17 protein-coding genes and 3 tRNA genes are annotated in these 21,218 nt (G+C 71.5%); 9 read left to right on the top strand and 11 right to left on the bottom strand.

Annotated elements, in window-relative coordinates; genetic code table 11:
* Positions 1–317: 317 nt before the first annotated feature.
* Positions 318–569: a DUF3073 domain-containing protein gene (locus tag ACFC09_RS15135; protein WP_376527657.1), complete on the top strand. Its 252-nt coding sequence runs from the start codon at positions 318–320 to the stop codon at positions 567–569.
* A 108-nt stretch (positions 570–677) separates the two neighbouring features.
* Here ACFC09_RS15135 and purM read toward each other — a convergent pair whose 3' ends face one another.
* The 7 genes from purM to purS form a co-directional block, all read right to left on the bottom strand.
* The gene (gene purM, locus ACFC09_RS15130; RefSeq protein ID WP_376527655.1) at positions 678–1,742 is read right to left on the bottom strand and encodes a phosphoribosylformylglycinamidine cyclo-ligase; all 1,065 of its coding nucleotides are present in this window, start codon (positions 1,740–1,742) and stop codon (positions 678–680) included.
* 30 nt (positions 1,743–1,772) lie between these two features.
* Complete coding sequence (gene purF / locus ACFC09_RS15125; RefSeq protein WP_376527652.1) at positions 1,773–3,302, bottom strand: amidophosphoribosyltransferase; 1,530 nt, start codon at positions 3,300–3,302, stop codon at positions 1,773–1,775.
* A gap of 84 nt (positions 3,303–3,386) precedes the next feature.
* Positions 3,387–4,364 (bottom strand): META domain-containing protein, encoded by a 978-nt coding sequence (locus ACFC09_RS15120; RefSeq protein ID WP_376527649.1) that lies wholly within the window; start codon positions 4,362–4,364, stop codon positions 3,387–3,389.
* Between the two features lie 46 nt (positions 4,365–4,410).
* Positions 4,411–5,208 carry a sterol carrier family protein gene (locus tag ACFC09_RS15115; RefSeq protein ID WP_376527646.1) on the bottom strand — a complete coding sequence of 266 codons (798 nt, stop codon included), beginning with the start codon at positions 5,206–5,208 and terminating at the stop codon, positions 4,411–4,413.
* A 288-nt stretch (positions 5,209–5,496) separates the two neighbouring features.
* Positions 5,497–7,755 (bottom strand): phosphoribosylformylglycinamidine synthase subunit PurL, encoded by a 2,259-nt coding sequence (gene purL, locus ACFC09_RS15110; protein WP_376527644.1) that lies wholly within the window; start codon positions 7,753–7,755, stop codon positions 5,497–5,499.
* Positions 7,752–8,456: a phosphoribosylformylglycinamidine synthase subunit PurQ gene (gene purQ / locus ACFC09_RS15105; RefSeq protein WP_376527641.1), complete on the bottom strand. Its 705-nt coding sequence runs from the start codon at positions 8,454–8,456 to the stop codon at positions 7,752–7,754. Before purQ ends, purL begins: the two co-directional genes overlap by 4 nt.
* Positions 8,453–8,725 (bottom strand): phosphoribosylformylglycinamidine synthase subunit PurS, encoded by a 273-nt coding sequence (purS, locus tag ACFC09_RS15100; RefSeq protein ID WP_376527639.1) that lies wholly within the window; start codon positions 8,723–8,725, stop codon positions 8,453–8,455. The genes purQ and purS overlap by 4 nt, the downstream gene beginning before the upstream one ends.
* A 310-nt stretch (positions 8,726–9,035) precedes the next feature.
* Between purS and ACFC09_RS15095 the strand changes: the two genes are divergently transcribed.
* From ACFC09_RS15095 to ACFC09_RS15060, 8 genes are all read left to right on the top strand, one after another.
* Positions 9,036–9,353, top strand: a complete 318-nt coding sequence (locus tag ACFC09_RS15095; protein WP_121895231.1) for an Lsr2 family protein — start codon at positions 9,036–9,038, stop codon at positions 9,351–9,353.
* 123 nt (positions 9,354–9,476) lie between these two features.
* A tRNA-Gly gene (locus tag ACFC09_RS15090) sits at positions 9,477–9,548 on the top strand.
* A 75-nt stretch (positions 9,549–9,623) separates the two neighbouring features.
* Positions 9,624–9,696: transfer RNA gene (locus ACFC09_RS15085), tRNA-Gly, on the top strand.
* A gap of 158 nt (positions 9,697–9,854) precedes the next feature.
* Positions 9,855–10,796, top strand: a complete 942-nt coding sequence (locus ACFC09_RS15080) for an ABC transporter ATP-binding protein (RefSeq protein WP_376527637.1) — start codon at positions 9,855–9,857, stop codon at positions 10,794–10,796.
* A 77-nt stretch (positions 10,797–10,873) separates the two neighbouring features.
* Positions 10,874–11,779, top strand: coding sequence for an ABC transporter permease (locus ACFC09_RS15075; RefSeq protein WP_376528008.1), 906 nt, complete (start codon positions 10,874–10,876; stop codon positions 11,777–11,779).
* Positions 11,780–11,997: 218 nt separating this feature from the next.
* Positions 11,998–13,425, top strand: coding sequence for a sensor histidine kinase (locus tag ACFC09_RS15070; protein WP_376527635.1), 1,428 nt, complete (start codon positions 11,998–12,000; stop codon positions 13,423–13,425).
* On the top strand, positions 13,422–14,036 hold the full coding sequence (locus tag ACFC09_RS15065; RefSeq protein ID WP_376527632.1) for a response regulator: 615 nt from the start codon (positions 13,422–13,424) through the stop codon (positions 14,034–14,036). Before ACFC09_RS15070 ends, ACFC09_RS15065 begins: the two co-directional genes overlap by 4 nt.
* A 22-nt stretch (positions 14,037–14,058) precedes the next feature.
* Positions 14,059–14,134: transfer RNA gene (locus tag ACFC09_RS15060), tRNA-Gly, on the top strand.
* 91 nt (positions 14,135–14,225) lie between these two features.
* Here ACFC09_RS15060 and ACFC09_RS15055 read toward each other — a convergent pair.
* From ACFC09_RS15055 to purD, 4 genes are all read right to left on the bottom strand, one after another.
* The gene (locus tag ACFC09_RS15055) at positions 14,226–15,125 is read right to left on the bottom strand and encodes a phosphoribosylaminoimidazolesuccinocarboxamide synthase (protein WP_376527630.1); all 900 of its coding nucleotides are present in this window, start codon (positions 15,123–15,125) and stop codon (positions 14,226–14,228) included.
* 268 nt (positions 15,126–15,393) lie between these two features.
* Positions 15,394–16,887, bottom strand: a complete 1,494-nt coding sequence (locus ACFC09_RS15050; protein WP_376527628.1) for a N,N-dimethylformamidase beta subunit family domain-containing protein — start codon at positions 16,885–16,887, stop codon at positions 15,394–15,396.
* A gap of 481 nt (positions 16,888–17,368) precedes the next feature.
* Positions 17,369–19,642, bottom strand: a complete 2,274-nt coding sequence (locus ACFC09_RS15045; RefSeq protein WP_376528005.1) for a hypothetical protein — start codon at positions 19,640–19,642, stop codon at positions 17,369–17,371.
* A 325-nt stretch (positions 19,643–19,967) separates the two neighbouring features.
* Positions 19,968–21,218 carry a phosphoribosylamine--glycine ligase gene (gene purD / locus ACFC09_RS15040; RefSeq protein ID WP_376527625.1) on the bottom strand — a complete coding sequence of 417 codons (1,251 nt, stop codon included), beginning with the start codon at positions 21,216–21,218 and terminating at the stop codon, positions 19,968–19,970.

Genomic DNA, 21,218 nt, shown 5'->3' with positions numbered 1-21,218 from the left:
CGGCCGGTCCCGCGCCCTTCGGGGCGCCACGTTCGCACGTTTGAGCGGTACCCGCCGGGCGCAAGGTGGAGAGAACTCTCACTTCGTCCGGCGGGTCGTCCCCCGATAAGTGGTTAAAATCGCCGTTGACCAGCGAGGACAGGGCACCTCGAAGGTCCGGTGCGGACGCGCGTCCTGCGGGCGACGTACCGTATGGCCGCGGGCTCAGGTACCGTGGGAGCCCTACGGACCGGCCTCTCCGCGGAGAGTCCGTTCCAGATCATGAACGCGTGTCAGACTCTGGGGCCGTCGAGCCCCGTCGTTGAGGGGGTCGAGCCATGGGGCGCGGCCGGGCCAAGGCCAAGCAGACGAAGGTCGCCCGCCAGCTGAAGTACAACAGCGGTGGGACGGACCTCTCACGCCTGGCCGAGGAGCTGGGCGCATCGACGTCGAACCAGTCGCCGAACGGCGACCGCTTCGAGGAAGATGAGCACGACGACGACTTGTATTCACGTTACGCCGACCTCTATGAGGACGACGACGAGGAGGACGAGGACGGCCAGTCCTCGCAACACCGTCGCGGCGCGTGACGCTTGCAGCGGCCCAGCCGCTTCTTCCCGGTCCGGGGCCCTTAGCACCGGGCCGGGTTTCGTGCTGTCGTCACGGGTACCCGGCCCCGCACTGTCGCCGGACCGGGCCTACGCGTAGTCGCCCACCAGTTCCGCACCCGTGGTGTGCTCGCCCCGGTCGGTGATCTCGCCGGCCACCCAGGCCGGGACGCCACGGTCGGCCAGCGTCGCCAGCGCCGCGTCCGTCGACTCCGCGGGCACCACCGCGATCATGCCGACACCCATGTTGAGCGCCCGCTCCAGCTCCAGGCGCGCCACGTCACCGACGTTGCCCACCAGGTCGAAGACCGGGCCGGGGGTCCAGGTGGAGCGGTCGACGACGGCGTGCAGGCCGTCCGGGACCACCCGGGCCAGGTTGGCGGCGAGGCCGCCACCGGTGACGTGGCTGAAGGCGTGCACCTCGGTGGTGCGGATCAGGGCCAGGCAGTCCAGCGAGTAGATCCTGGTCGGCTCCAGGAGTTCCTCGCCGAGGCTGCGGCCGAACTCCTCGACGCGGGCGTCGAGGGACAGCCCGGCCTGGTTCAGCAGCACGTGACGGACCAGGGAGTACCCGTTCGAGTGAAGCCCGGACGATGCCATGGCGATCACCGTGTCACCCGTGCGGATGCGATCCGCGCCCAGCAGCCGGTCGGCCTCCACGACGCCCGTGCCGGCGCCGGCGACGTCGAAGTCGTCCTCGCCCAGCAGTCCCGGGTGCTCGGCCGTCTCACCGCCCACCAGCGCGCAGCCGGCGAGCACACAGCCCTCCGCGATGCCCTTCACGATGGCGGCCACCCGCTCGGGGTGCACCTTGCCCACACAGATGTAGTCGGTCATGAACAGCGGCTCGGCACCGCACACCGCGATGTCGTCCATGACCATGGCGACCAGGTCGTGGCCGATGGTGTCGTAGACACCCAGCCGGCGGGCGATCTCGACCTTCGTGCCCACGCCGTCCGTGGCGGACGCCAGCAGCGGCCGCTCGTAGCGCTTCAGGGCCGAGGCGTCGAAGAGGCCGGCGAAGCCGCCGAGGCCGCCGAGGACCTCGGGACGCCTGGTCTTCCTCACCCATTCCTTCATCAGCTCGACGGCGCGGTCCCCCGCTTCGATGTCGACGCCCGCGGCTGCGTAGCTGGCACCAGTGGTCTCAGGCATGACTGTGACTTTCGTGTCGTACGACAGGTGTTACGGACGACGGATCGCGTCCACCGCGGCCGGGACGGCCGGGCCGGCCGCCAGCTCGGTCTCCAGGAGCCGCTTGCCGAGCAGCTCGGGATCCGGCAGCTCCATCGGGTACTCGCCGTCGAAGCAGGCGCGGCACAGGTCCGGCTTGGCGATGGTGGTCGCCTCGATCATCCCGTCGAGGGAGATGTAGGCCAGCGAGTCGGCGCCCAGCGAGACACCGATCTCCTCGATGCTCATGCCGTTGGCGATCAGCTCCGCGCGGGTGGCGAAGTCGATGCCGAAGAAGCAGGGCCACTTGACGGGGGGCGAGGAGATCCGGATGTGGACCTCGGCCGCGCCCGCCTCGCGGAGCATGCGGACCAGGGCGCGCTGGGTGTTGCCGCGCACGATCGAGTCGTCGACGACGACCAGGCGCTTGCCCCTGATGACTTCCTTGAGCGGGTTCAGCTTCAGGCGGATGCCGAGCTGGCGGATGGTCTGCGAGGGCTGGATGAAGGTCCGGCCGACGTAGGCGTTCTTGACGAGGCCGGAGCCGAAGGGGATCCCGCTCGCCTCCGCGTAGCCGATGGCGGCCGGGGTGCCGGACTCCGGGGTGGCTATCACCAGGTCGGCGTCGGCCGGGGCCTCCTTGGCGAGGCGGCGGCCCATCTCGACGCGGGAGAGGTACACGTTCCGGCCGGCGATGTCGGTGTCCGGACGGGCCAGGTACACATACTCGAAGACACAGCCCTTGGGCTTCGCTTCCGCGAATCGCGACGCCCGCAGACCGTTCTCGTCGATCGCCACGAACTCGCCGGGCTCGATCTCCCGGACGAAGCTGGCGCCCGTGATGTCGAGGGCGGCGGTCTCGGAGGCGACCACCCAGCCGCGCTCCAGACGGCCCAGCACCAGCGGGCGGATGCCCTGCGGGTCGCGGGCCGCGTAGAGGGTGTGCTCGTCCATGAAGACGAGCGAGAAGGCGCCCCTGACCTTGGGCAGGACCGTGTGCGCGGCCTCCTCGATGGTCAGCGGCTTGCCGTCGTCGTCGACCTGGGCGGCGAGGAGGGCCGTGAGCATGTCGGTGTCGTTGGTGGCCGCGACCCGGGTCGAGCGGCCGTTCTTGTCCTTCGGCAGCTCGGCGACCATCTCGGCGAGCTGGACCGTGTTGACCAGGTTGCCGTTGTGGCCCAGGGCGATGGATCCGTGCGCCGTGGCACGGAACGTCGGCTGGGCGTTCTCCCACACGGAGGCACCCGTGGTCGAGTAGCGGGCGTGACCGACCGCGATGTGACCCTGGAGCGAACCGAGCGAGGTCTCGTCGAAGACCTGGGACACGAGGCCCATGTCCTTGAAGACGAGGATCTGGGAGCCGTTGCTGACCGCGATTCCCGCGGATTCCTGACCCCGGTGCTGGAGGGCGTAGAGCCCGAAGTACGTGAGCTTTGCGACCTCTTCACCCGGAGCCCAGACACCGAAGACGCCGCACGCGTCCTGGGGGCCTTTCTCGCCGGGGAGCAGATCGTGATTGAGTCGACCGTCACCACGTGGCACGGCACCGAGTGTAGGCGAGATCGACCACTGGTCCGAATTGGCTAACGGCTCTCTGATGCCGCGACGGCATCGGTCCACCGCCCGTCACTGTTCCGCGACCGCACTGAAGCTTTCGCCGTTTTCCCTGGTCAGGGTGAGAGTGCGATGGTCGATCCGGTACTCGGCCGAGCCGTCGAAGAAGCGCAGCAGGCTCCTTTCCACATGCATGAGTGAGGCGTCGCACATCATTCGGGTGGTGAGGGGAGTGCCCAGAGTGATATGTGAGTCGCGGACCGTTGCATCGGCGGACACGCTGTTGCAGCCGAGACGTCCGGTGACCTTTGCGCTGCCCGTGCCAGATCCGTTGTCGTCGGATCCGTTGCCCGTGCCGGATCCGACGTCCGTGTTGGATCCGTTGCCCGTGCCGGATCCGTCGTCCCTGCTGAAGACGAGGTGGGCCGAGGCGCCCCGGGGCAGGGAAACCGCGGTGCCGTCCGCGCCGAGTGCCGTGATCGTCCACTTCGTGCCGCGCAACGGGGCGTCCGGCTCGTCGGTCAGCCGGACGGTGTCCCCGGACCGGCTGGTGAGGACCAGCTCGCCGCCGCGCACCCGGGCGGTGAGCGGGTCCTCGGCGAGGGTGCGGGCGAGTGTCCGCTCGAAGTCCATGGGGTCCATGGGGTCCATGGGGTCCATGGGGTCCATGGGGACCATGGGGTCCACAGCGTCCCCGGGGTTCTTGGGGTCCGTGGGGTTCTTGAGGTCCGTGGGGTCCTTCGCGCAGGCCATCATGGTCGTCTGGGTGGCGCCGAGGCGGAGGCGGTCGCCGTCGAAGGCGGCTGGGGCGCTGAACTGGTTGCAGCCGTAGCTGCCCCGGATCCGGCCGTCGCCGAACTCGGCGTAGGTGCCGGCCGGAGCGCGCCGGGTCGCACCGTCCACGGTGACGCTGCCGACGTTCCAGTGGACGCCGGTGACGGCCTCCCGTACGGAGCCGGAACCGCCGTCCGCGCGCTCGCTGCCGCAGGCCGCGAGCGGCAGCAGGACGACGGCGGCCATGAGGGTCGTTCGCTGCCTGTTCCTGTCCATGGTCCTGTCCATGGTCCTTCGACGCGGCAGCCGCGCCGTCGGTTCACTACGCCATCAGCGGCAGCAGCCCGCCGAGGTCCGCGCGCTCCCCGCTCGCGCTCACCTTCGCGTCCGCCAGGGCGTCCGCCCAGGTCAGCCGCCCGCTGGCGAGCCGGATCCAGGTGAGCGGGTCGGTCTCGACGACGTTCGGCGGCGTACCGCGGGTGTGCCGGGGGCCTTCGACGCACTGCACGACGGCGTACGGCGGGATGCGCACCTCGGTGGAGCCGCCGGGCGCGCGCACGGCGAGCGCGTCGGCCAGCAGCCGGGTGGCCGCGGCGAGGGCCTGCCGGTCCTGCGGCACCGCGAGGCCGGGCACGGCGGCGTTCAGGTCGTCGGTGTGGACGACGAGTTCGACGGTACGGGTGACCAGGTAGTCGGCGAGCGGCAGCGCGCCCGCGTTGGTCTCCAGGACGCGGGTGCCCGGGTGGGCGTCGAGCTGGGCACCGAGGCTCTGCTCGACCTCGGCGAGGTAGGCGCCGAGGTCGGGGTGGCGCTCGGCGAGCCGCCGGGTGAACTCGTCGATGGCGGCGGCACTGGCGGCGGTGGCGAACGGCCAGTCGAGGACCGTGCCCTGTGGCCGCGGCGGCTCCGGCCGGTCGAGCGCGCGCCCGACGGCCGTGACCGCCATCCCGATGTGCGCGACGAGTTCGCGCACCGTCCAGTCGCCGAGCCGCGTGGGGAGCGCGAGCTGTTCGGGCCCGAGGGTGCGGACGGCCTCCCGTACGTTGCCGAGCTGGGCGAGGACCGCCGCGCGGGTCCTGGCGGGGTCGTAGGTCCGGGTGCGCTTCTTGGCCGGTGGCATGGCGGTGAGCCTAGGCGCTCCGCCGCAGTGGCCCGATACGGCCCCGCGCCCCTCGGCGGCCCGGCGGATCGGACCGACCAGTTCGCTCGGCGTCGCCGGGTTGGGGATCGTGACGGCCCGGTCGTCGGGATGCCCCAGATCTCCGGGTCGGTGAGCACGGACCGCAGTTCGACGAGGTTGTGCCGGACGCTGCGCAGCCGATTCCGCCGGAAACGACCGGCCCCGTACGCCGAGGCCCCGCCCGTCGGGAACGAAACGGGCGGGGCCTCGGCGTACGGGCCGTGGTGGCTAGGCGAGCAGCGCCGGGATGGTTCCCTCGTGCGCCTCGCGCAGTTCGGCCAGGGTCAGCTCGAACTCGCCCTGGAGCGCGACCGCGTCACCGTCCACGACTCCGATGCGGGCGACCGGGAGACCGCGGGCGCCGCACATGTCGTTGAAGCGGACCTCCTCGGAACGCGGTACGGCGACGACCGCGCGGCCCGCCGACTCGGAGAAGAGGAAGGTGAAGGCGTCCAGGCCGTCCGGTACGACCAGCCGCGCGCCCTTGCCGCCGAGCAGCGCCGACTCGACGACCGCCTGGACCAGACCGCCGTCCGACAGGTCGTGCGCGGAGTCGATCATGCCGTCGCGGGAGGCGGAGATCAGGATCTCGGCCAGCAGGCGCTCGCGTTCCAGGTCCACGGCCGGCGGCAGCCCGCCGAGGTGGTCGTGGACCACCTGGGACCAGGCCGAGCCGCCGAACTCCTCACGGGTGTCGCCGAGGAGGTAGAGCAGCTGGCCCTCCTCCTGGAAGGCGACGGGCGTGCGGCGGGCCACGTCGTCGATGACGCCCAGCACCGCCACCACCGGCGTGGGGTGGATGGCCGCCTCGCCGGTCTGGTTGTAGAGGGAGACGTTGCCGCCGGTCACCGGCGTGCCCAGCTGGAGGCAGCCGTCCGCGAGGCCGCGTACCGCCTCGGCGAACTGCCACATCACCGCCGGGTCCTCGGGCGAGCCGAAGTTCAGGCAGTCGGAGACCGCCAGGGGCTTCGCGCCGGTCGCCGCCACGTTGCGGTACGCCTCCGCCAGCGCCAGCTGCGCGCCCGTGTACGGGTCCAGCTTGGCGTAGCGGCCGTTGCCGTCGGTGGCGATGGCGACGCCGAGGCCGGTCTCCTCGTCGACGCGGATCATGCCGGAGTCCTCGGGCTGGGCGAGCACCGTGTTGCCCTGCACGAAGTGGTCGTACTGCGAGGTGATCCAGCTCTTGGACGCCTGGTTGGGGGAGGCCACCAGGGCGCGGACCTGCTCCCGCAGTTCCTCGCCGGTGACCGGCCGGGGCAGCTTGTTCGCGTCGTCCGCCTGGAGGTCGTCCTGCCAGGACGGGCGCGCGTACGGGCGCTCGTAGACCGGGCCCTCGTGCGCGACCGTGCGCGGGTCGACGTCGACGATCCTGCCGCCGTGCCAGTAGATCTCAAGCCGGTCGCCGTCGGTGACCTCGCCGATCACGGTGGCGATGACGTCCCACTTGGCGCAGATCTCCAGGAACCGGTCGACCTTCTCCGGTTCGACGACCGCGCACATCCTTTCCTGCGACTCGCTCATGAGGATTTCCTCGGGCGAGAGGGTGGAGTCGCGCAGCGGTACGTCGTCCAGGGTGACGCGCATGCCGCCGGAGCCGTTGGAGGCCAGCTCGGAGGTGGCGCAGGACAGGCCGGCCGCGCCCAGGTCCTGGATGCCGACCACCAGCTTCTCCCGGAACGCCTCCAGGGTGCACTCGATGAGCAGCTTCTCCTGGAAGGGGTCGCCGACCTGGACGGCCGGCCGCTTGGAGGGCTTCGCGTCGTCGAAGGTCTCGGAGGCCAGGATGGAGGCGCCGCCGATGCCGTCGCCGCCGGTCCTGGCCCCGTACAGGATGACCTTGTTGCCGGCGCCCGACGCCTTCGCGAGGTGGATGTCCTCGTGCCGCATCACACCGATGGCACCGGCGTTGACCAGCGGGTTGCCCTGGTAGCAGGCGTCGAAGACGACCTCGCCGCCGATGTTGGGCAGGCCCAGGCAGTTGCCGTAGCCGCCGATGCCGGCGACGACGCCGGGCAGCACCCGCTTGGTGTCGGGGTGGTCGGCCGCGCCGAAGCGCAGCGGGTCGACGACCGCGACCGGGCGGGCGCCCATCGCGATGATGTCGCGGACGATGCCGCCGACGCCGGTGGCCGCGCCCTGGTAGGGCTCGACGTACGAGGGGTGGTTGTGCGACTCGACCTTGAAGGTCACGGCGTAGCCCTGGCCGACGTCCACGACGCCGGCGTTCTCACCGATGCCGACGAGGAGCGCGTCGGACTCGGGGGCCTTCTCGCCGAACTGCCGCAGATGCACCTTGCTGCTCTTGTACGAGCAGTGCTCGGACCACATCACCGAGTACATGGCGAGTTCGGCGCCGGTCGGACGGCGGCCCAGGATCTCCACGATCCGCTCGTACTCGTCCTTCTTCAGTCCGAGTTCGGCCCAGGGCAGCTGGACGTCGGGGGTCTCGGCCGCGTGCTCGACCGTGTCCAGAGGGGTCCGGCTCATGCGGCCACCAGCTTCTTGAGGATCGAGGTGAAGAACGGGAGGCCGTCGGTGCGGCCGGTACCGATCAGCGGTTCCACGGCGTGCTCGGGGTGCGGCATGAGGCCGACGACGTTCCCGGCCTCGTTGGTGACGCCGGCGATGTCCCGGAGCGAACCGTTGGGGTTGCCGTAACCGTCGGCGGCCTCGCCGCCGGACACGTACCGGAACGCGACCCGGCCCTCGGCCTCCAGTTGGTCGAGGGTGTACTCGTCGGCGACGTACCGGCCGTCCATGTTCTTCAGCGGGATGCTGATCTCCTGGCCGTCGCGGTAGTCGCCGGTCCAGGCGGTCCGGGCGTTCTCCACGCGCAGCTTCTGCTCGCGGCAGACGAAGTGGAGGTGGTTGTTGCCGAGCATCGCGCCGGGCAGCAGGTGGGCCTCGGTGAGGATCTGGAAGCCGTTGCAGATGCCGAGCACCGGGAGCCCGGCCCTCGCCTGTTCGATGACGGTCTCCATCACCGGCGAGAACCGGGAGATGGCGCCGGCCCGCAGGTAGTCGCCGTAGGAGAAACCGCCGGGCAGCACCACCGCGTCGACCTGCTTGAGGTCCTTGTCCTTGTGCCACAGGGCGACCGGCTCGGCGCCCGCGAGGCGGACCGCACGCCGGGTGTCCTGGTCGTCGAGACTGCCCGGGAAAGTGACGACGCCAATACGAGCGGTCACTTGGCGGCCTCCGCCGCTTCCGCCGCTTCTTCGACCTTGACGGTGAAGTCCTCGATCACGGTGTTGGCGAGGAAGGATTCCGCAAGATCGTGGATGCGGGCGAGTACGGCCTCGTCGACCGGCCCGTCAACTTCCAGTTCGAATCGCTTTCCCTGACGTACATCGGAGATGCCTTCGAAACCCAGGCGCGGCAGCGCACGCTGGACCGCCTGGCCCTGGGGGTCGAGGATCTCCGGCTTGAGCATGACGTCGACTACGACGCGTGCCACTGGCACTCCCGGTGTGTGGTGCTGAGCTGGTTCCCTCAGACTACCGGCACAAAATTTCTACGCGGGTAGAGTTGTAGGAACCTACGTGACTGCCATCACGATCCCGCATCGAAGGGGGGCACTTGTGAAAAGTTCCGGGAAAGATCCCCGGGCCGCCCCGCCCAAGCTATTGTCCTCGGACACGCTGAAGGATTTAGTCGGGCTTCACATTTCATTGCCGGGCACTGTACAAATGAATTGGCAATAGCCGATACTCGGCACGTCATCACAGCTGAGCTGTATGAGGTGCCGCACGAAGGGACCGATATTCGTGGCGCAGAAGGTCGTGGTCACTCTCTTTGACGACATTGACGGCTCGGAAGCGGCGGAAACGATCGCCTTCGGACTCGATGGCAAGTCGTACGAGATCGACCTGAACCAAGCCAATGCCAAGAAACTGCGTAGGGCCCTGGAGCCGTACGTGGCGGCCGGCCGCAAGCGGTCCAGGTCGGGCAAGGCGTACCGGCAGACGGAGGTAGCCCCCGATCCGGCGGCCGTCCGCGCCTGGGCCCAGGCGAACAAGATGGACGTGCCCGCGCGAGGCCGGATCCCCAAGAAGGTCTACGAGGCGTTCAGCGCCGCGCAGTGAGCGCGGCCGACGCCCGGTCATCCGCCCCTCGGCACAACCGACTTGCGCTGCACCCCTCCTGATCAGCTAGAGTCTGGAGCACGCCGAGGGGCAAGACCGAAAGGCCAAAACCACCTCAGTCGTGCGGGTGTAGTTCAGTAGTAGAACATCCCCCTTCCAGGGGGAAGGCGCAGTGTGCAATTCCTGTCACCCGCTCCGCATCGCCGTCCGGTCCCAAAGGATCAGGTAGGCTGGTGCCGCACCGATCGGTGGGAGCCGATCGGGAGCAGTGCGGACGTAGCTCAGTTGGTAGAGCGCAACCTTGCCAAGGTTGAGGTCGCGAGTTCGAGCCTCGTCGTCCGCTCGGGAATGAGACCCCGGTCCCCCGGACCGGGGTCTTTTCATGTCCGCAGTCATTGTCGGCGGTTCCGCGCGCACCGCTCCCCGGGGCCTGACATTTGTCATGCCGAGCGATGACATCACGCACTGCTGCCCGGCCCGGTCCGCCGGGACGCTGGTGTCATGGACGACAACGAGCACGAACACGTGATTGAGGTCACCGACCTCCGCCGTGTCTACGGGGGCGGGTTCGAAGCCGTGCGAGGGATCAGCTTCTCCGTGGCCCGCGGGGAGATCTTCGCGCTGCTGGGCACCAACGGAGCCGGCAAGACATCGACGGTCGAGGTACTCGAAGGGCTCGCGGCACCGGCCGACGGCCGGGTGCGGATCCTCGGCCACGATCCCCACCTGGAACGGGCCGCCGTACGCCCGCGCACCGGCATCATGCTCCAGGAGGGCGGCTTCCCCGCCGAACTGACCGTCGCCGAGACCGCCCGGATGTGGGCGGACTGCGCCAGCCGGGCGCGCCGGGGGGCGGCCGGGGCACTGGCACTGGTCGGCCTGGAAGGGAAGGCCGACGTACGGGTCAAGCAGCTGTCCGGGGGTGAACGGCGCCGCCTCGACCTGGCCCTCGCCGTCCTCGGCGAGCCCGAGGTGCTGTTCCTGGACGAGCCGACCACCGGCCTCGACGTCGAGGGCCGCCGGGACACCTGGGAACTGGTGCGCGCGCTGCGCGACGCCGGCACCACCGTGCTGCTGACCACGCACTACCTGGAGGAGGCGGAGAACCTCGCGGACCGGCTCGCCATCATGCACGAGGGACGCATCGCCACCACCGGGACCCCGGCCGAGGTGACCGCCGAGCGGCCCTCCCGGATCGAGTTCGAACTGCCCACGGGCTACTTCCTCGGCGACCTGCCGCCCCTCGACGCGCTGGGGGTGTGCGGGCACGAGGTGACCGGACGGACGGTCCGGTTGCAGACCCGGCAGTTGCAACGCGCGGCCACCGGACTGCTGGTGTGGGCCGAGCGGAGCAAGGTCGAACTGCACGGCCTCGACGTCCGCTCGGCATCTCTGGAAGAGGCGTTCCTCGGCATCGCACAGGAGCGGGAGGCAGCCGCATGAGCACACGACCCGGACAGCCCGGCATGAGCACAGGCCCCGGGCAACCCCGCATGAACACACAGCCCGGACAGCCCGGCATGAGCACACAGCCCGAGCAACCCGGCAAGACCACACAACCCGGGCAACCCGGCAGGAGCACGCGGGCCGGCGCGACCACACAGGTCCGCCCCGGCCCGGCGGACCGGCCGAGCGCCCCCGTCCGGACCGGCCGCGCGTCGCTCAGGCCCTCGGCCCGGCGGCTGCGCGCTCTCGCCCGCGCCGAGTTCACCCTCCTCGGCCGCAACCGGACCGCGATGGTCACGGCGCTGCTCGTGCCGCTCGCGCTGCCGTTCAGCCTGCGGCCCGCGCTCGGCGAGATGGATCTCAAGGGGCACGGTCTGAGCATCGGCGTGGTCATGCTGACCGCGGCGATCGGCTTCTCCTTCCTGTTCGCCGTGTACACCTCCGTGGTGAGCGCGTTCGTCGCCCGCCGTGAGGAACTGGTCCTCAAACGCCTGCGGACCGGCGAACTCGGCGACACGGAGATCCTCACCGGCACGGCCCTGCCCGCCATGGGCCTCGGCCTCGTGCAGGCGCTCGTGCTGTCCGTGGGCTGCGCGGCGCTCCTCGACACCGGGGCGCCCAAGGCGGTGTACCTCACCGTCCTCGGCGTCCTGGCGGGCCTCCTCCTGTGTGCCGCGCTCGGCGCTCTCACCGCCGCCGTCACCAGGACCGCGGAGAGCGCCCAGGTCACCGCGCTGCCGCTGATCTCCGTATCCATGATCGGCTCGGGTGTGGTGATCCCCACCGACGTGATGCCCCACCGGGTCGCCGCCGTCTGCGAACTCCTCCCGCTCTCCCCGGCCGTCCGGCTGGTCCGCGGCGGCTGGACCGGCGAGCTGGACGCGCCCCAGGCCCTGGGCACCCTGGCCCTCGCGCTGGTCTGGGTCCTGGTGGCGGTGTTTGCTGTACGACGGTGGTTCCGCTGGGAACCGCGACGCTGACCGCGGACCGAACGACAGGGGCGGCGACGGCTCGGGGGCTGACGGCTTGAGGGCCCGACGCCTCGGGGACCGACGACGGCTCGGGGGCCGACGCCCCGGGGCCAACGGCTCGGGGCCGACGCCTCGGGGCCGACGGCTCGGGGACCGCGACCGGGCCGGTGAGCAAGGAGATGAGGAGACGACGGGATGAGGAGACGACGGGATGAGGGGATGAGGAGATGAGCAGGAGGAACGGCTGGTGGCGGCGCAAGAGCACGCCGGCCAAGGTGGAGACCTACACCCGCTGGTCGTTCCACGGCTTTTCGGTGATGGAGTTCGCCGTACTCGGACTGCCGCTTTTCCGGATCGTGGACCCGGCCCTCGCCGGCTGGCTCGCGGGCCTACTGCTGGTGCACTCCGTGCTCGGCGCCGTCACCGCCTCCCGCGCGCTGGACTGGGCCCGCGGCCGACGCCCGCAGCCGACGCGGCTGCAATGGACGTACGGCGCCGTGAGCTTCGGGATCGCGCTGGCCGCGCTCGGCATCCAGGAGTACTGGCCCGGCGGCAGGGAGGTCGACGCGGCCACGGGGGCGGTCTTCGCCGGCGTGCTGAGCTTCGGCGCCGGAATGATGGCGCTCGGGGTACGCAACCGGCGGCGCGTGTTCGCGGTCGTGACCGGCTTCGCGATCGGCGCCGGGCTGGTCGCCTTCCCGCTGGGCATGCCCGCGCCCACCACACTGATCACCGTCCTCGCGATCCTCGCCGGCTCCGGCCTCTACTCCTTCACCTGCGTCTTCTCCGTCTGGCTGCTCAACGCGGTCTACGAACTCGACGAGGCCCGCGAGACCCGCGCCCGGCTCGCCGTCGCCGAGGAGAGGCTGCGGTTCGGCCGGGACCTGCACGACGTCCTGGGGCGCAACCTCTCGGTGATCGCGCTCAAGGGCGAGCTGGCCGTGCAGCTCGCGCGGCGCGAGCGGCCGGAGGCCGTGGAGCAGATGATCGAGGTGCAGCGCATCGCGCAGGAGTCGCAGCGGGAGGTCCGGGAGGTCGTACGCGGCTACCGGGAAGCCGACCTCACCGTCGAACTCATCGGCGCCCAGGGCGTGTTGACTGCGGCCGGGATCGACTGCGAGGTGACGGGCGGGGCCGCGGGGCTGCCCGCCGAGGTCCAGTCGGCGCTGGGCTGGGTGGTGCGCGAGGCGACCACCAATGTGCTGCGGCACGGGAATGCCGGGCGGTGCCGTGTGGCGTTGGGGCTGCGTGCCGGACGGGTGGTGCTGACCGTGGAGAACGACGGACGGTCCGGGACCGCGAACGGGAGCAGGAACGGGAACGGGAGCGGGAGCGGGGGTTCCGGGCTCGCGGGGCTGCGGGAGCGGCTGGCCGCGGTGGACGGGACGCTGGAGGCGGGCGCCGTCGGGAAGGACAGGTTCCGGCTGGTGGCGGAGGTGCCCTTGGCGGGTGGGAACGGCGGCAGGACGCCTGAGAACGGGACGGCGCCCGAGCACGATATGACGCCTGAGAGCGAAGTGACGGCGGAGAGCAGGGCGACGACCGGGCGCGGTGTGACGACCGGGCGCAGTGTGACGGCGGAGAGCAGTGTGACGGCGGAGAGCAGTGTGACGACCGAGAGCGGCGCGACGACCGAGAGCGGAGTACGACGATGAGTTCCCCGGTACGGCTGCTGCTCGCCGACGACGAACATCTCATCCGGGGCGCGCTGGCCGCGCTGCTCGCCCTGGAGGAGGACCTCCTCGTCGTGGCGGAGGCGGCCAGCGGGCCCGAGGCGCTGGCGATGGCCCGCGCCCACCGCCCGGACGTGGCCGTCCTGGATCTACAGATGCCGGGCGCCGACGGTGTGAAGGTCGCCACATCCGTGCGGACCGAACTGCCGGAGTGCCAGGTGCTGATCGTCACCGGGCACGGCCGGCCCGGACATCTGAAGCGGGCTCTTGCGGCGGGCGTGCGCGGCTTCGTCCCGAAGACGGTCAGCGCCCAGAAGCTCGCCGAGATCATCCGTACCGTCCACGCCGGAAACCGCTACGTCGACCCGGAGTTGGCCGCCGACGCGATCTCCGCCGGGGACTCGCCGCTGACCGCGCGGGAGGCCGAGGTGCTGGAGCTGGCGGCGGACGGGGCGCCGGTGGCGGAGATCGCCGAACGGGCCGCGCTGTCCCAGGGGACCGTGCGGAACTACCTGTCGTCCGCCGTGACGAAACTCGGTGCGGACAACCGGCACGCGGCGGTCCGTCTCGCCCGGGAGCGAGGTTGGGTATAGTTGCTCTCGCGCCACGGCGCATGCGGACGTAGCTCAGTTGGTAGAGCGCAACCTTGCCAAGGTTGAGGTCGCGAGTTCGAGCCTCGTCGTCCGCTCCAGAAGGAAGCCCCCCGGCCAGTGCCGGGGGGCTTTTTCGCGGTCGTTCAAGATGCGCGATCAGGGACCCCGTCACCGCCGGGGCTGTGCTCCCTACGACCAGCTCATGCCCGTCAGATGCTCGTACGCCTCCAGGTACTTCGCCCGGGTCGCCGACACGATCTCCTCCGGCAGCGGCGGCGGAGGCTGCTCGCTCCTGCGGTCCCAGCCGGAGGCGGCGGAGGTCAGCCAGTCACGCACGAACTGCTTGTCGTACGACGGCTGCGGCCGGCCCGGCTGCCACTGCGCGGCGGGCCAGAAACGGGAGGAGTCCGGGGTGAGGACCTCGTCGGCGAGGACGAGGGTGGTCCCGTCGAAGCCGAACTCGAACTTGGTGTCCGCGAGGATGATCCCGCGGTCGCGGGCGATGTCCCGGGCCCGGCCGTAGACGGCGAGGGTGGCCTGGCGCAGCTGGGCCGCGGTCTCCGCGCCGACCTGACGGGCGACCTCCTCGTAGGAGACGTTCTCGTCGTGCTCGCCGACCTCGGCCTTGGTGGCCGGGGTGAAGATCGGGCCGGGCAGTTCGGAGCCGTCGACCAGGCCCTCGGGCAGGGCGAGGCCGCAGACGGTCCGGGACTCGTCGTACTCGATCAGGCCCGAGCCCGTGAGGTAGCCGCGGGCCACGCACTCCACCGGGACCATCCGCAGGGACTTGCAGACGAGGGTGCGGCCCGCCCAGTCGGCGGGGGCGCCCGCGGGCAGTTCCGTGCTCAGCACGTGGTTCGGAAGAAGATCGGCGAGCTGGTCGAACCACCAGAGGGAGAGCTGGGTGAGCACCCGGCCCTTGTCGGGGATCTCGGTCTGCAACACCCAGTCGTAAGCGGACATGCGGTCACTGGCGACCATCACGAGGTCACCCGCCTCGTTCTGGTACAGCTCGCGCACCTTTCCGGTGTGCAGGTGCACCAGGCCCGGAACTTGGATCGGTTCGGGCTTTTCAACGAATCCGGACACGGTTCCTCCCCGTGGTTCTGTCCAATGGGTCGATTGTCCCGTATCGGACAGGAGCCACCGACAGGGGGTCGGCCGGTGTGGATCAGTCGCAGTCGTAGGGATCAGTCGCAGGGAATCGGTCCCAGGGGGCAGCGGCAGGGAATCGGTCCCAGGGGGGCAGCCGCAGGGGGCAGCCGCAGGGGGTCTGTCTGTGGGGCAGTCGGCGGCGGGCGGGCGATGCGGGGCGGGGGCGGCGGGGGACAAAGGGCGACGGGTCGTGGGCAAGTGGTCAGTCGCGTTTGCAGATGCGGTCCAGCAGGTTCGCCGTGGCGCGTTGGACTCGGCTGTCCACATGGCCGGGGCGGTCCAGGGCCGGGGACCAGGCGAACGTGCCGGACGCGAAGACGATCGCGCCGGAGGGCGCCCGGTACAGCGAGGTCTCCTGGTGGCGCAGAGCGCCGTCGTTGTCGGTGTAGGGCGAGTGGGCGAGCAGGATGCGCTCCTCGTGCTCGGGCAGCGGGGTGCGCGGGAAGTAGCGGTCCGCCTCGCCCGCCACCAGACCGGCCAGTTCGTCGCCCTCGTGCGCGCCGGTGGCCTCCCACAGCCAGTGGCTCGCGTTGCGCACGACCAGGGGCCGGGGTTCGGGGACGCGGCCCGCGTACTGGATGCCGACGAGTTGCTGTTCGGGCCGGTCGATCTCGCGCCAGAGCGCCGACCGGCCCGGCCCCTTGCGCTTGCGGCAGGTGAGCAGCCGGTCCGGGACGCCGGTCGGGGCGGGGCCCAACTCCACCTGCCAGTACATGGTGTTGGCGGACAGGAAGACCAGCGAGGTGCCGCTCTCCCGGGCCAGCTCCACGGTGCGGCGCATGCTGGACGACCAGTACTCGTCGTGGCCGGGGAAGACCAGGCCCCGGTACCGGGTGGGGTCGATGCGGCCGGCGTGCAGGTCGCGGGCGTCGGCGTAGGCGAGGTCGTAGCCGTAGCGCTCGGCCCAGCGGATGAAGTCGTAGGCGTGGCCCACGTGCAGGGGCAGGCCCGCGCCCGCGTACGGGCGGTCGAAGGAGACCGTGGTCGCCGCCTCGGACTCGCCGAGCAGCCGGCCCGCTTCGTCCCAGGCGTGGTAGAGGCTGGCGCCGGTGTGACCGTCCTCCGGGTAGAGGTTGTACGCCTGCCAGGTGATGTCGGGCAGCAGCAGGAGCAGATCGGCGGGGTGGTTGTCGCGGATCGTGAACGGCACGTGGGAGCGGTAGCCGTCGGCGGTGGTGAGCACGGCGACATAGGCGCCGATGCTCCAGTACGACGGGATCTGCAACCGCCAGGACAGCCACCAGTGGTGGCAGGAGACCGTACGGTCGGCGGTCAGCGGCGGGGGCTGGACGATGCCGGAGAGCCGCGGGCTGGTGGTGATCTTGGCGGCGCCGTCACCTCCGTAGTGGCCGATCCGGTAGATGTCGACGCCGAACTCCTGCGGCGGATCGACCGTGATGTGGAAGTCGAGGGCCTCGCCCGGCGCGGCCGCGCCGGTCGACGTGAAGCCCTTGATCTGCCGGTGCACGTCGTCGGCCGAGCGGGGGCCGCCGGCCGAACGCGGCGCCGGGATCTGGCTGTTGCCGTCGGCGGACCGCTGCGGAATCGGGTCCACGTACCAGGGGACCACGTGGCCCGTGTCGTCGAAATAGGTCTCGCTGCCCCGCAGCCAGGGGACGGGGCCCTGCCCGAAGGGATCGCTGACGGCGTGTGCGAGTGCGCCGGACTCCCAGCGGCGGATGTGTTCGGATCCCATGGTCGCTCCCCTCCCTCGTGCCCCCGTGGTGCGCCGTCCGCGCTGCCGTGTACCACCTGTCCCGGCCGTATGCGCGAACCGTCCCAGCACATCACATTCTGCACGCGTGTAGTCACTATTCGTTGCCAATTGACCGAAAGTGGAACGTGGGACTCCGGTAAGTTGGCTGCTTTTTCTGTTGTCCACGGGCGTCTACCGGCATCGACGGGCGAGTGCGGGGCAGCTGACGACCGTCAACCGCGGCTCACGGCCGTCAACCACGACTCACGGCCTCAAGCACGGCTCACGGCCTCAAGCACGGCTCACGGCCTCAAGCACGGCTCACGGCCGTCAACCGCGGCTCGTCGCTGTCAGCCGCCGTTCCAACCGCCGTTCCGTACCCGGTCGTCCGGGAGCGGTCGGGAAACCCACGGGAGGTCGCGCGCCGGGCGCCCCGGACGGGGCGGGAAGCGAGGCGGGCAGCCGAGGGCGGCGGGGCCCGTCAGACCAGCCGTACCGGCTTCTCCGGTCGTATCCCTGATTCGGCCAGCCAGGCGCGCAGCGGGGCCGGATCACCGTCCTCGGTCAGGCTGAGCACTCGGGAACCCAGGTCGACGGCCCGCTCGCCGTTGAGGATCAGGGACGGACCGTCGAGCCAGTCCAGACCGGGGGCGGCACCCGCGGTGTCCACCGCGGCGCAGCAGACCATCGCCGCCACGTGGTCGGCGAGCAGTTCGCGGGCGGAACGCGGGGGCTGGAGCGGGAACAGCGGCAGGGCGCCGCCGTCCCAGAGGGCGATGTCGGGGCCCTGGCCGGGGGCGGCCCGACCGGTCGCGACGGCGTCGGCCGTCGCCGAGGCTTCCTCGCGGGCCACCTCGGCGCTGAGCCGGGCGGCGAGCGCAGCGCCGTGCCGGGTCTCGGCATCGACATCGACATCGGCGTCGGCGTCGGCGTCCGCGTCCGCGTCGGCATCTCGGCCGTCACCCATGTCCGAACCCGCACCCCGTCCCGAGAGATACCCGTCGACTGCCTCCGATGTCCCCGACATCTCTGACACCCCTGACGTCTCTGACACCCCTGACGTCTCCGCCATCTGCGACGCCTCTGATGCCTCTGATATTGCTGATATTGCTGATGGCTCCGAGGTGTGCCCGGCGGGCTCCGCGGCGGGCCCGCTCGCCGGCGGCTGGGGCCGGGGGGCGGGCCGACCGCCACCGGGGCTCGGGTGTCCGGCGTCCGGAGCGGCGTGGGCGCCGAAGTCCCCGTCGAGGTCGAGTTCGGGACCGAGAGCGAGGTCTCCGGCCTTGCCGGGATCTCCGTCGTCGGAGCCGAGGTCGGAACCATCCGTGGCACCGGCACGGGGGACGTTGTCGAATCGGCCGGCGTTGTCGATGCGATCGGCGCCGCGGGGGCCGGCGGGGGCATCCTGACCGGTACGGACGTCATGACCGGTACGGACGTCATGACCGGCGATGCCGGTATCGGTGGGATGGTCCGGCGGTATCGACAGGTGGTCCAGGACGCGGGCCAGGGTGGGGCCCTCCGGGTACCGGGCGGCGGTGAGGTCCGGTGCCGGGCGTACGCCCAGAGAGTCCAGAACGCGGTGGAGGCGGGCCGCGTCCGTGCGCCACTTGCGGTCGACCACCTCCTCCGGATACTCCTGCCAGTCGACCGGGGACCAGTCGGGTCCCCGCTCCGCCGGGCCGCCGTGGAAGAGTCGGGCGGCGAGCAGCGAGGCGGCCTCGTCCACGGTGCCGGGCTCCTCCAGCAGGTCGCAGGCGGGGCGCTCACCGAGACGTGAGGCGTAGCCCTCGGCCAACCGGTCGCGCCGGGAGAGTTCGGTGAGCGCCGCGACGACGCCCGCGTCCAGCCGGGACGGCCAGCGGCCCATCCGCCAGGCGGGGAGCGCCACACGGGTCAGCAGCCGGTCCCAGCCCGCGTACGCCAGCCCCACCTGCTCCTGGGCGACGATCCGCAGCCCGTAGTCCACGGCCTGGGCCCGCTCGGCGGCGGCCGCCGCCACCCCTCGCTCCATCTCGGTGGCATGCCCCCGGCAGCCGCGCAGCAGCAGTCGGGCCACCCAGCCGACGCCCGCCAGCACGGTGCGGGAGATCGGGTCGCGGCCGGGCGCCGCGGTCACCGCCACCGCCGCGTCAAGACCGCGGACGAAACGGCGGGCCGCCGCTATGTCGGGGTGCGCCGAGGGTCCCGTACCGGCGATGACCGGGGCGAGGACCGCGCGCAGTTCACCGACCCGCATCCACCACAGGAACGGGGAGCCGATGACGAGGACGGGCGCGGCCGGCGCACGCCGGTGCGGGCGCCGCGCCGGGGCCGTCAGTGCGTCCCGGCCGCGTGGCGCGGGCGGGCCGTGCGCGGGGTGGGTACGGTCCTCCAGCCAGCTGTCGCAGTCCGGGGTGAGCGCTATGGCGGAGGGCGCCGGAACGTCCAGCCGGTCGGCGAGGTCGCGCACCATCCGGTACAGGTCCGGGGCGGAGTCCTCGGAGATCGGGATCGTCGGGCTCACGGCGGGGCGCGCCCGAGCCACGACCGCCGCGACGACCGCCGCGGCCAGCAGCACCAGCAGGGCGACCGCCGCCACGACACCGCGCGCGGTGTCCCAGCCGCCACCCACGAGATGGCCGGTGGTGCCACCGGTCAGCAGGATCACGGCCGCCGCCGCGGGCAGCAGCGCCACGGCCAGCGCCCGGCCGCGCACCCGCAGCACGGCGATGGCCCGGGAGCGCGCGGCCTGCGCGCCCGCCTCCACACCCATACCGGTCACGACCGGACGTCACCCCCTCACTGTCCTGGCGCTTTCCTGGCCTTGCTCACTCCCCCACTGTGGCACCCGCCACTGACATCGCAATGCCGATGGGCCAAGTGCCGGAACGCATGCGCCGCACCCTAGTTGGGGCCCCGGCCCCCGTCAGCCGGATGGAACATCGCTCACTCGATGGAATGGCTTTGGTCAAAGGTGAATGACGGACAGCAAAGATCAGGCCCCGGATTTCCGCCCGGGGCCTGCGCTGCGTCGACCGCTGTTTCGACCGCTGCGTCGACCAGCGGTTCTCAGACACCGGCCGGTCGACCGGCGGTTCTCAGACGCCGGCCGCCTTCGCCGCGATGTCCGTGCGGTGCTGGGAGCCGTCCAGCCCGATGCGGGCGACGGCCGCGTACGCGCGGTCGCGGGCCTCCGTCAGGTCCGAACCGGTCGCCGTGACGGACAGGACCCGGCCTCCGGCGCTGACGATCGCGTCGCCGTCGCGCCTGGTCCCGGCGTGCAGGACGTACGCCTGCGGGGCGTCCGTGGCGGCCACCTCGCCGAGGCCGGTGATCGGGTCGCCCGTACGCGGGCTGCCCGGATAGTTGTGCGAGGCGACGACCACGGTGACCGCGGCGTCCTCGCTCCAGCGCAGCGGCTCCAGATCGTCGAGGGTGCCCCGGGCCGCGGCGAGCAGCACGCCGGCCAGCGGTGTCTTCAGCCGGGCCAGCACCACCTGGGTCTCGGGGTCCCCGAAGCGGGCGTTGAACTCGATGACCCGGACACCGCGCGAGGTGATCGCGAGCCCGGCGTAGAGCAGCCCGGAGAAGGGCGTGCCCCGACGGCGCAGCTCGTCGACGGTCGGCTGCAGAACGGTCTGCAGGACCTCGTCCACCAGCTTGGGATCGGCCCACGGCAGCGGCGAGTACGCGCCCATGCCGCCGGTGTTCGGTCCTTCGTCCCCGTCCAGGGCGCGCTTGAAGTCCTGCGCGGGCTGGAGCGGGACGACGGTCTCGCCGTCGGTGATCGCGAACAGGGACACCTCGGGCCCGTCGAGGAACTCCTCGACCACCACGCGCTCGCAGACGGCGGCGTGCGCCTTCGCGGCGTCGAGGTCGCGGGTGACGACGACGCCCTTGCCCGCCGCGAGCCCGTCGTCCTTGACGACGTACGGTGCACCGAACGCGTCGAGCGCCGTGGCGGCCTCGTCGGCGCTGGTGCAGACGTACGAACGGGCGGTGGGCACCCCCGCCGCCGCCATCACGTCCTTGGCGAAGGCTTTGGATCCCTCGATCCGGGCGGCCTCCGCGGACGGGCCGAACACCGGGATGCCGACGGCGCGCACGGCGTCGGCGACCCCGGCGACCAGCGGGGCCTCCGGGCCGACGACCACGAGGTCGGCGCCGAGTTCGGTGGCCAGCGCGGACACGGCCGCGCCGTCCAGGGCGTCGACCCGGTGCAACTCGGCGACCTCGGCGATGCCTGCGTTGCCTGGGGCGCAGTGCAGCGCGGTGACGGCGGGATCGAGGGACAGGGAACGGCACAGGGCGTGTTCGCGGGCGCCGCTACCGATGACGAGGACCTTCAC

Source organism: Streptomyces sp. NPDC056161 (genome assembly GCF_042268025.1).
Lineage (GTDB): Bacteria > Actinomycetota > Actinomycetes > Streptomycetales > Streptomycetaceae > Streptomyces.
The sequence above is the reverse complement of the archived record's forward strand: the minus strand, read 5'-3'. Positions and strand labels throughout refer to the sequence as shown.

Bases quoted from the DNA above. Each gene is read 5' to 3' on its own strand.
- ACFC09_RS15135 (WP_376527657.1), top strand. From the start codon at position 318: ATGGGGCGCGGCCGGGCCAAGGCCAAGCAGACGAAGGTCGCCCGCCAG.
- purM (WP_376527655.1), bottom strand. From the start codon at position 1,742: ATGCCTGAGACCACTGGTGCCAGCTACGCAGCCGCGGGCGTCGACATC.
- ACFC09_RS15120 (WP_376527649.1), bottom strand. From the start codon at position 4,364: ATGGACAGGAACAGGCAGCGAACGACCCTCATGGCCGCCGTCGTCCTG.
- ACFC09_RS15115 (WP_376527646.1), bottom strand. From the start codon at position 5,208: ATGCCACCGGCCAAGAAGCGCACCCGGACCTACGACCCCGCCAGGACC.
- purL (WP_376527644.1), bottom strand. From the start codon at position 7,755: ATGAGCCGGACCCCTCTGGACACGGTCGAGCACGCGGCCGAGACCCCC.
- ACFC09_RS15080 (WP_376527637.1), top strand. From the start codon at position 9,855: ATGGACGACAACGAGCACGAACACGTGATTGAGGTCACCGACCTCCGC.
- ACFC09_RS15075 (WP_376528008.1), top strand. From the start codon at position 10,874: ATGAGCACACAGCCCGAGCAACCCGGCAAGACCACACAACCCGGGCAA.
- ACFC09_RS15070 (WP_376527635.1), top strand. From the start codon at position 11,998: ATGAGCAGGAGGAACGGCTGGTGGCGGCGCAAGAGCACGCCGGCCAAG.
- ACFC09_RS15065 (WP_376527632.1), top strand. From the start codon at position 13,422: ATGAGTTCCCCGGTACGGCTGCTGCTCGCCGACGACGAACATCTCATC.
- ACFC09_RS15050 (WP_376527628.1), bottom strand. From the start codon at position 16,887: ATGGGATCCGAACACATCCGCCGCTGGGAGTCCGGCGCACTCGCACAC.
- ACFC09_RS15045 (WP_376528005.1), bottom strand. From the start codon at position 19,642: ATGGGTGTGGAGGCGGGCGCGCAGGCCGCGCGCTCCCGGGCCATCGCC.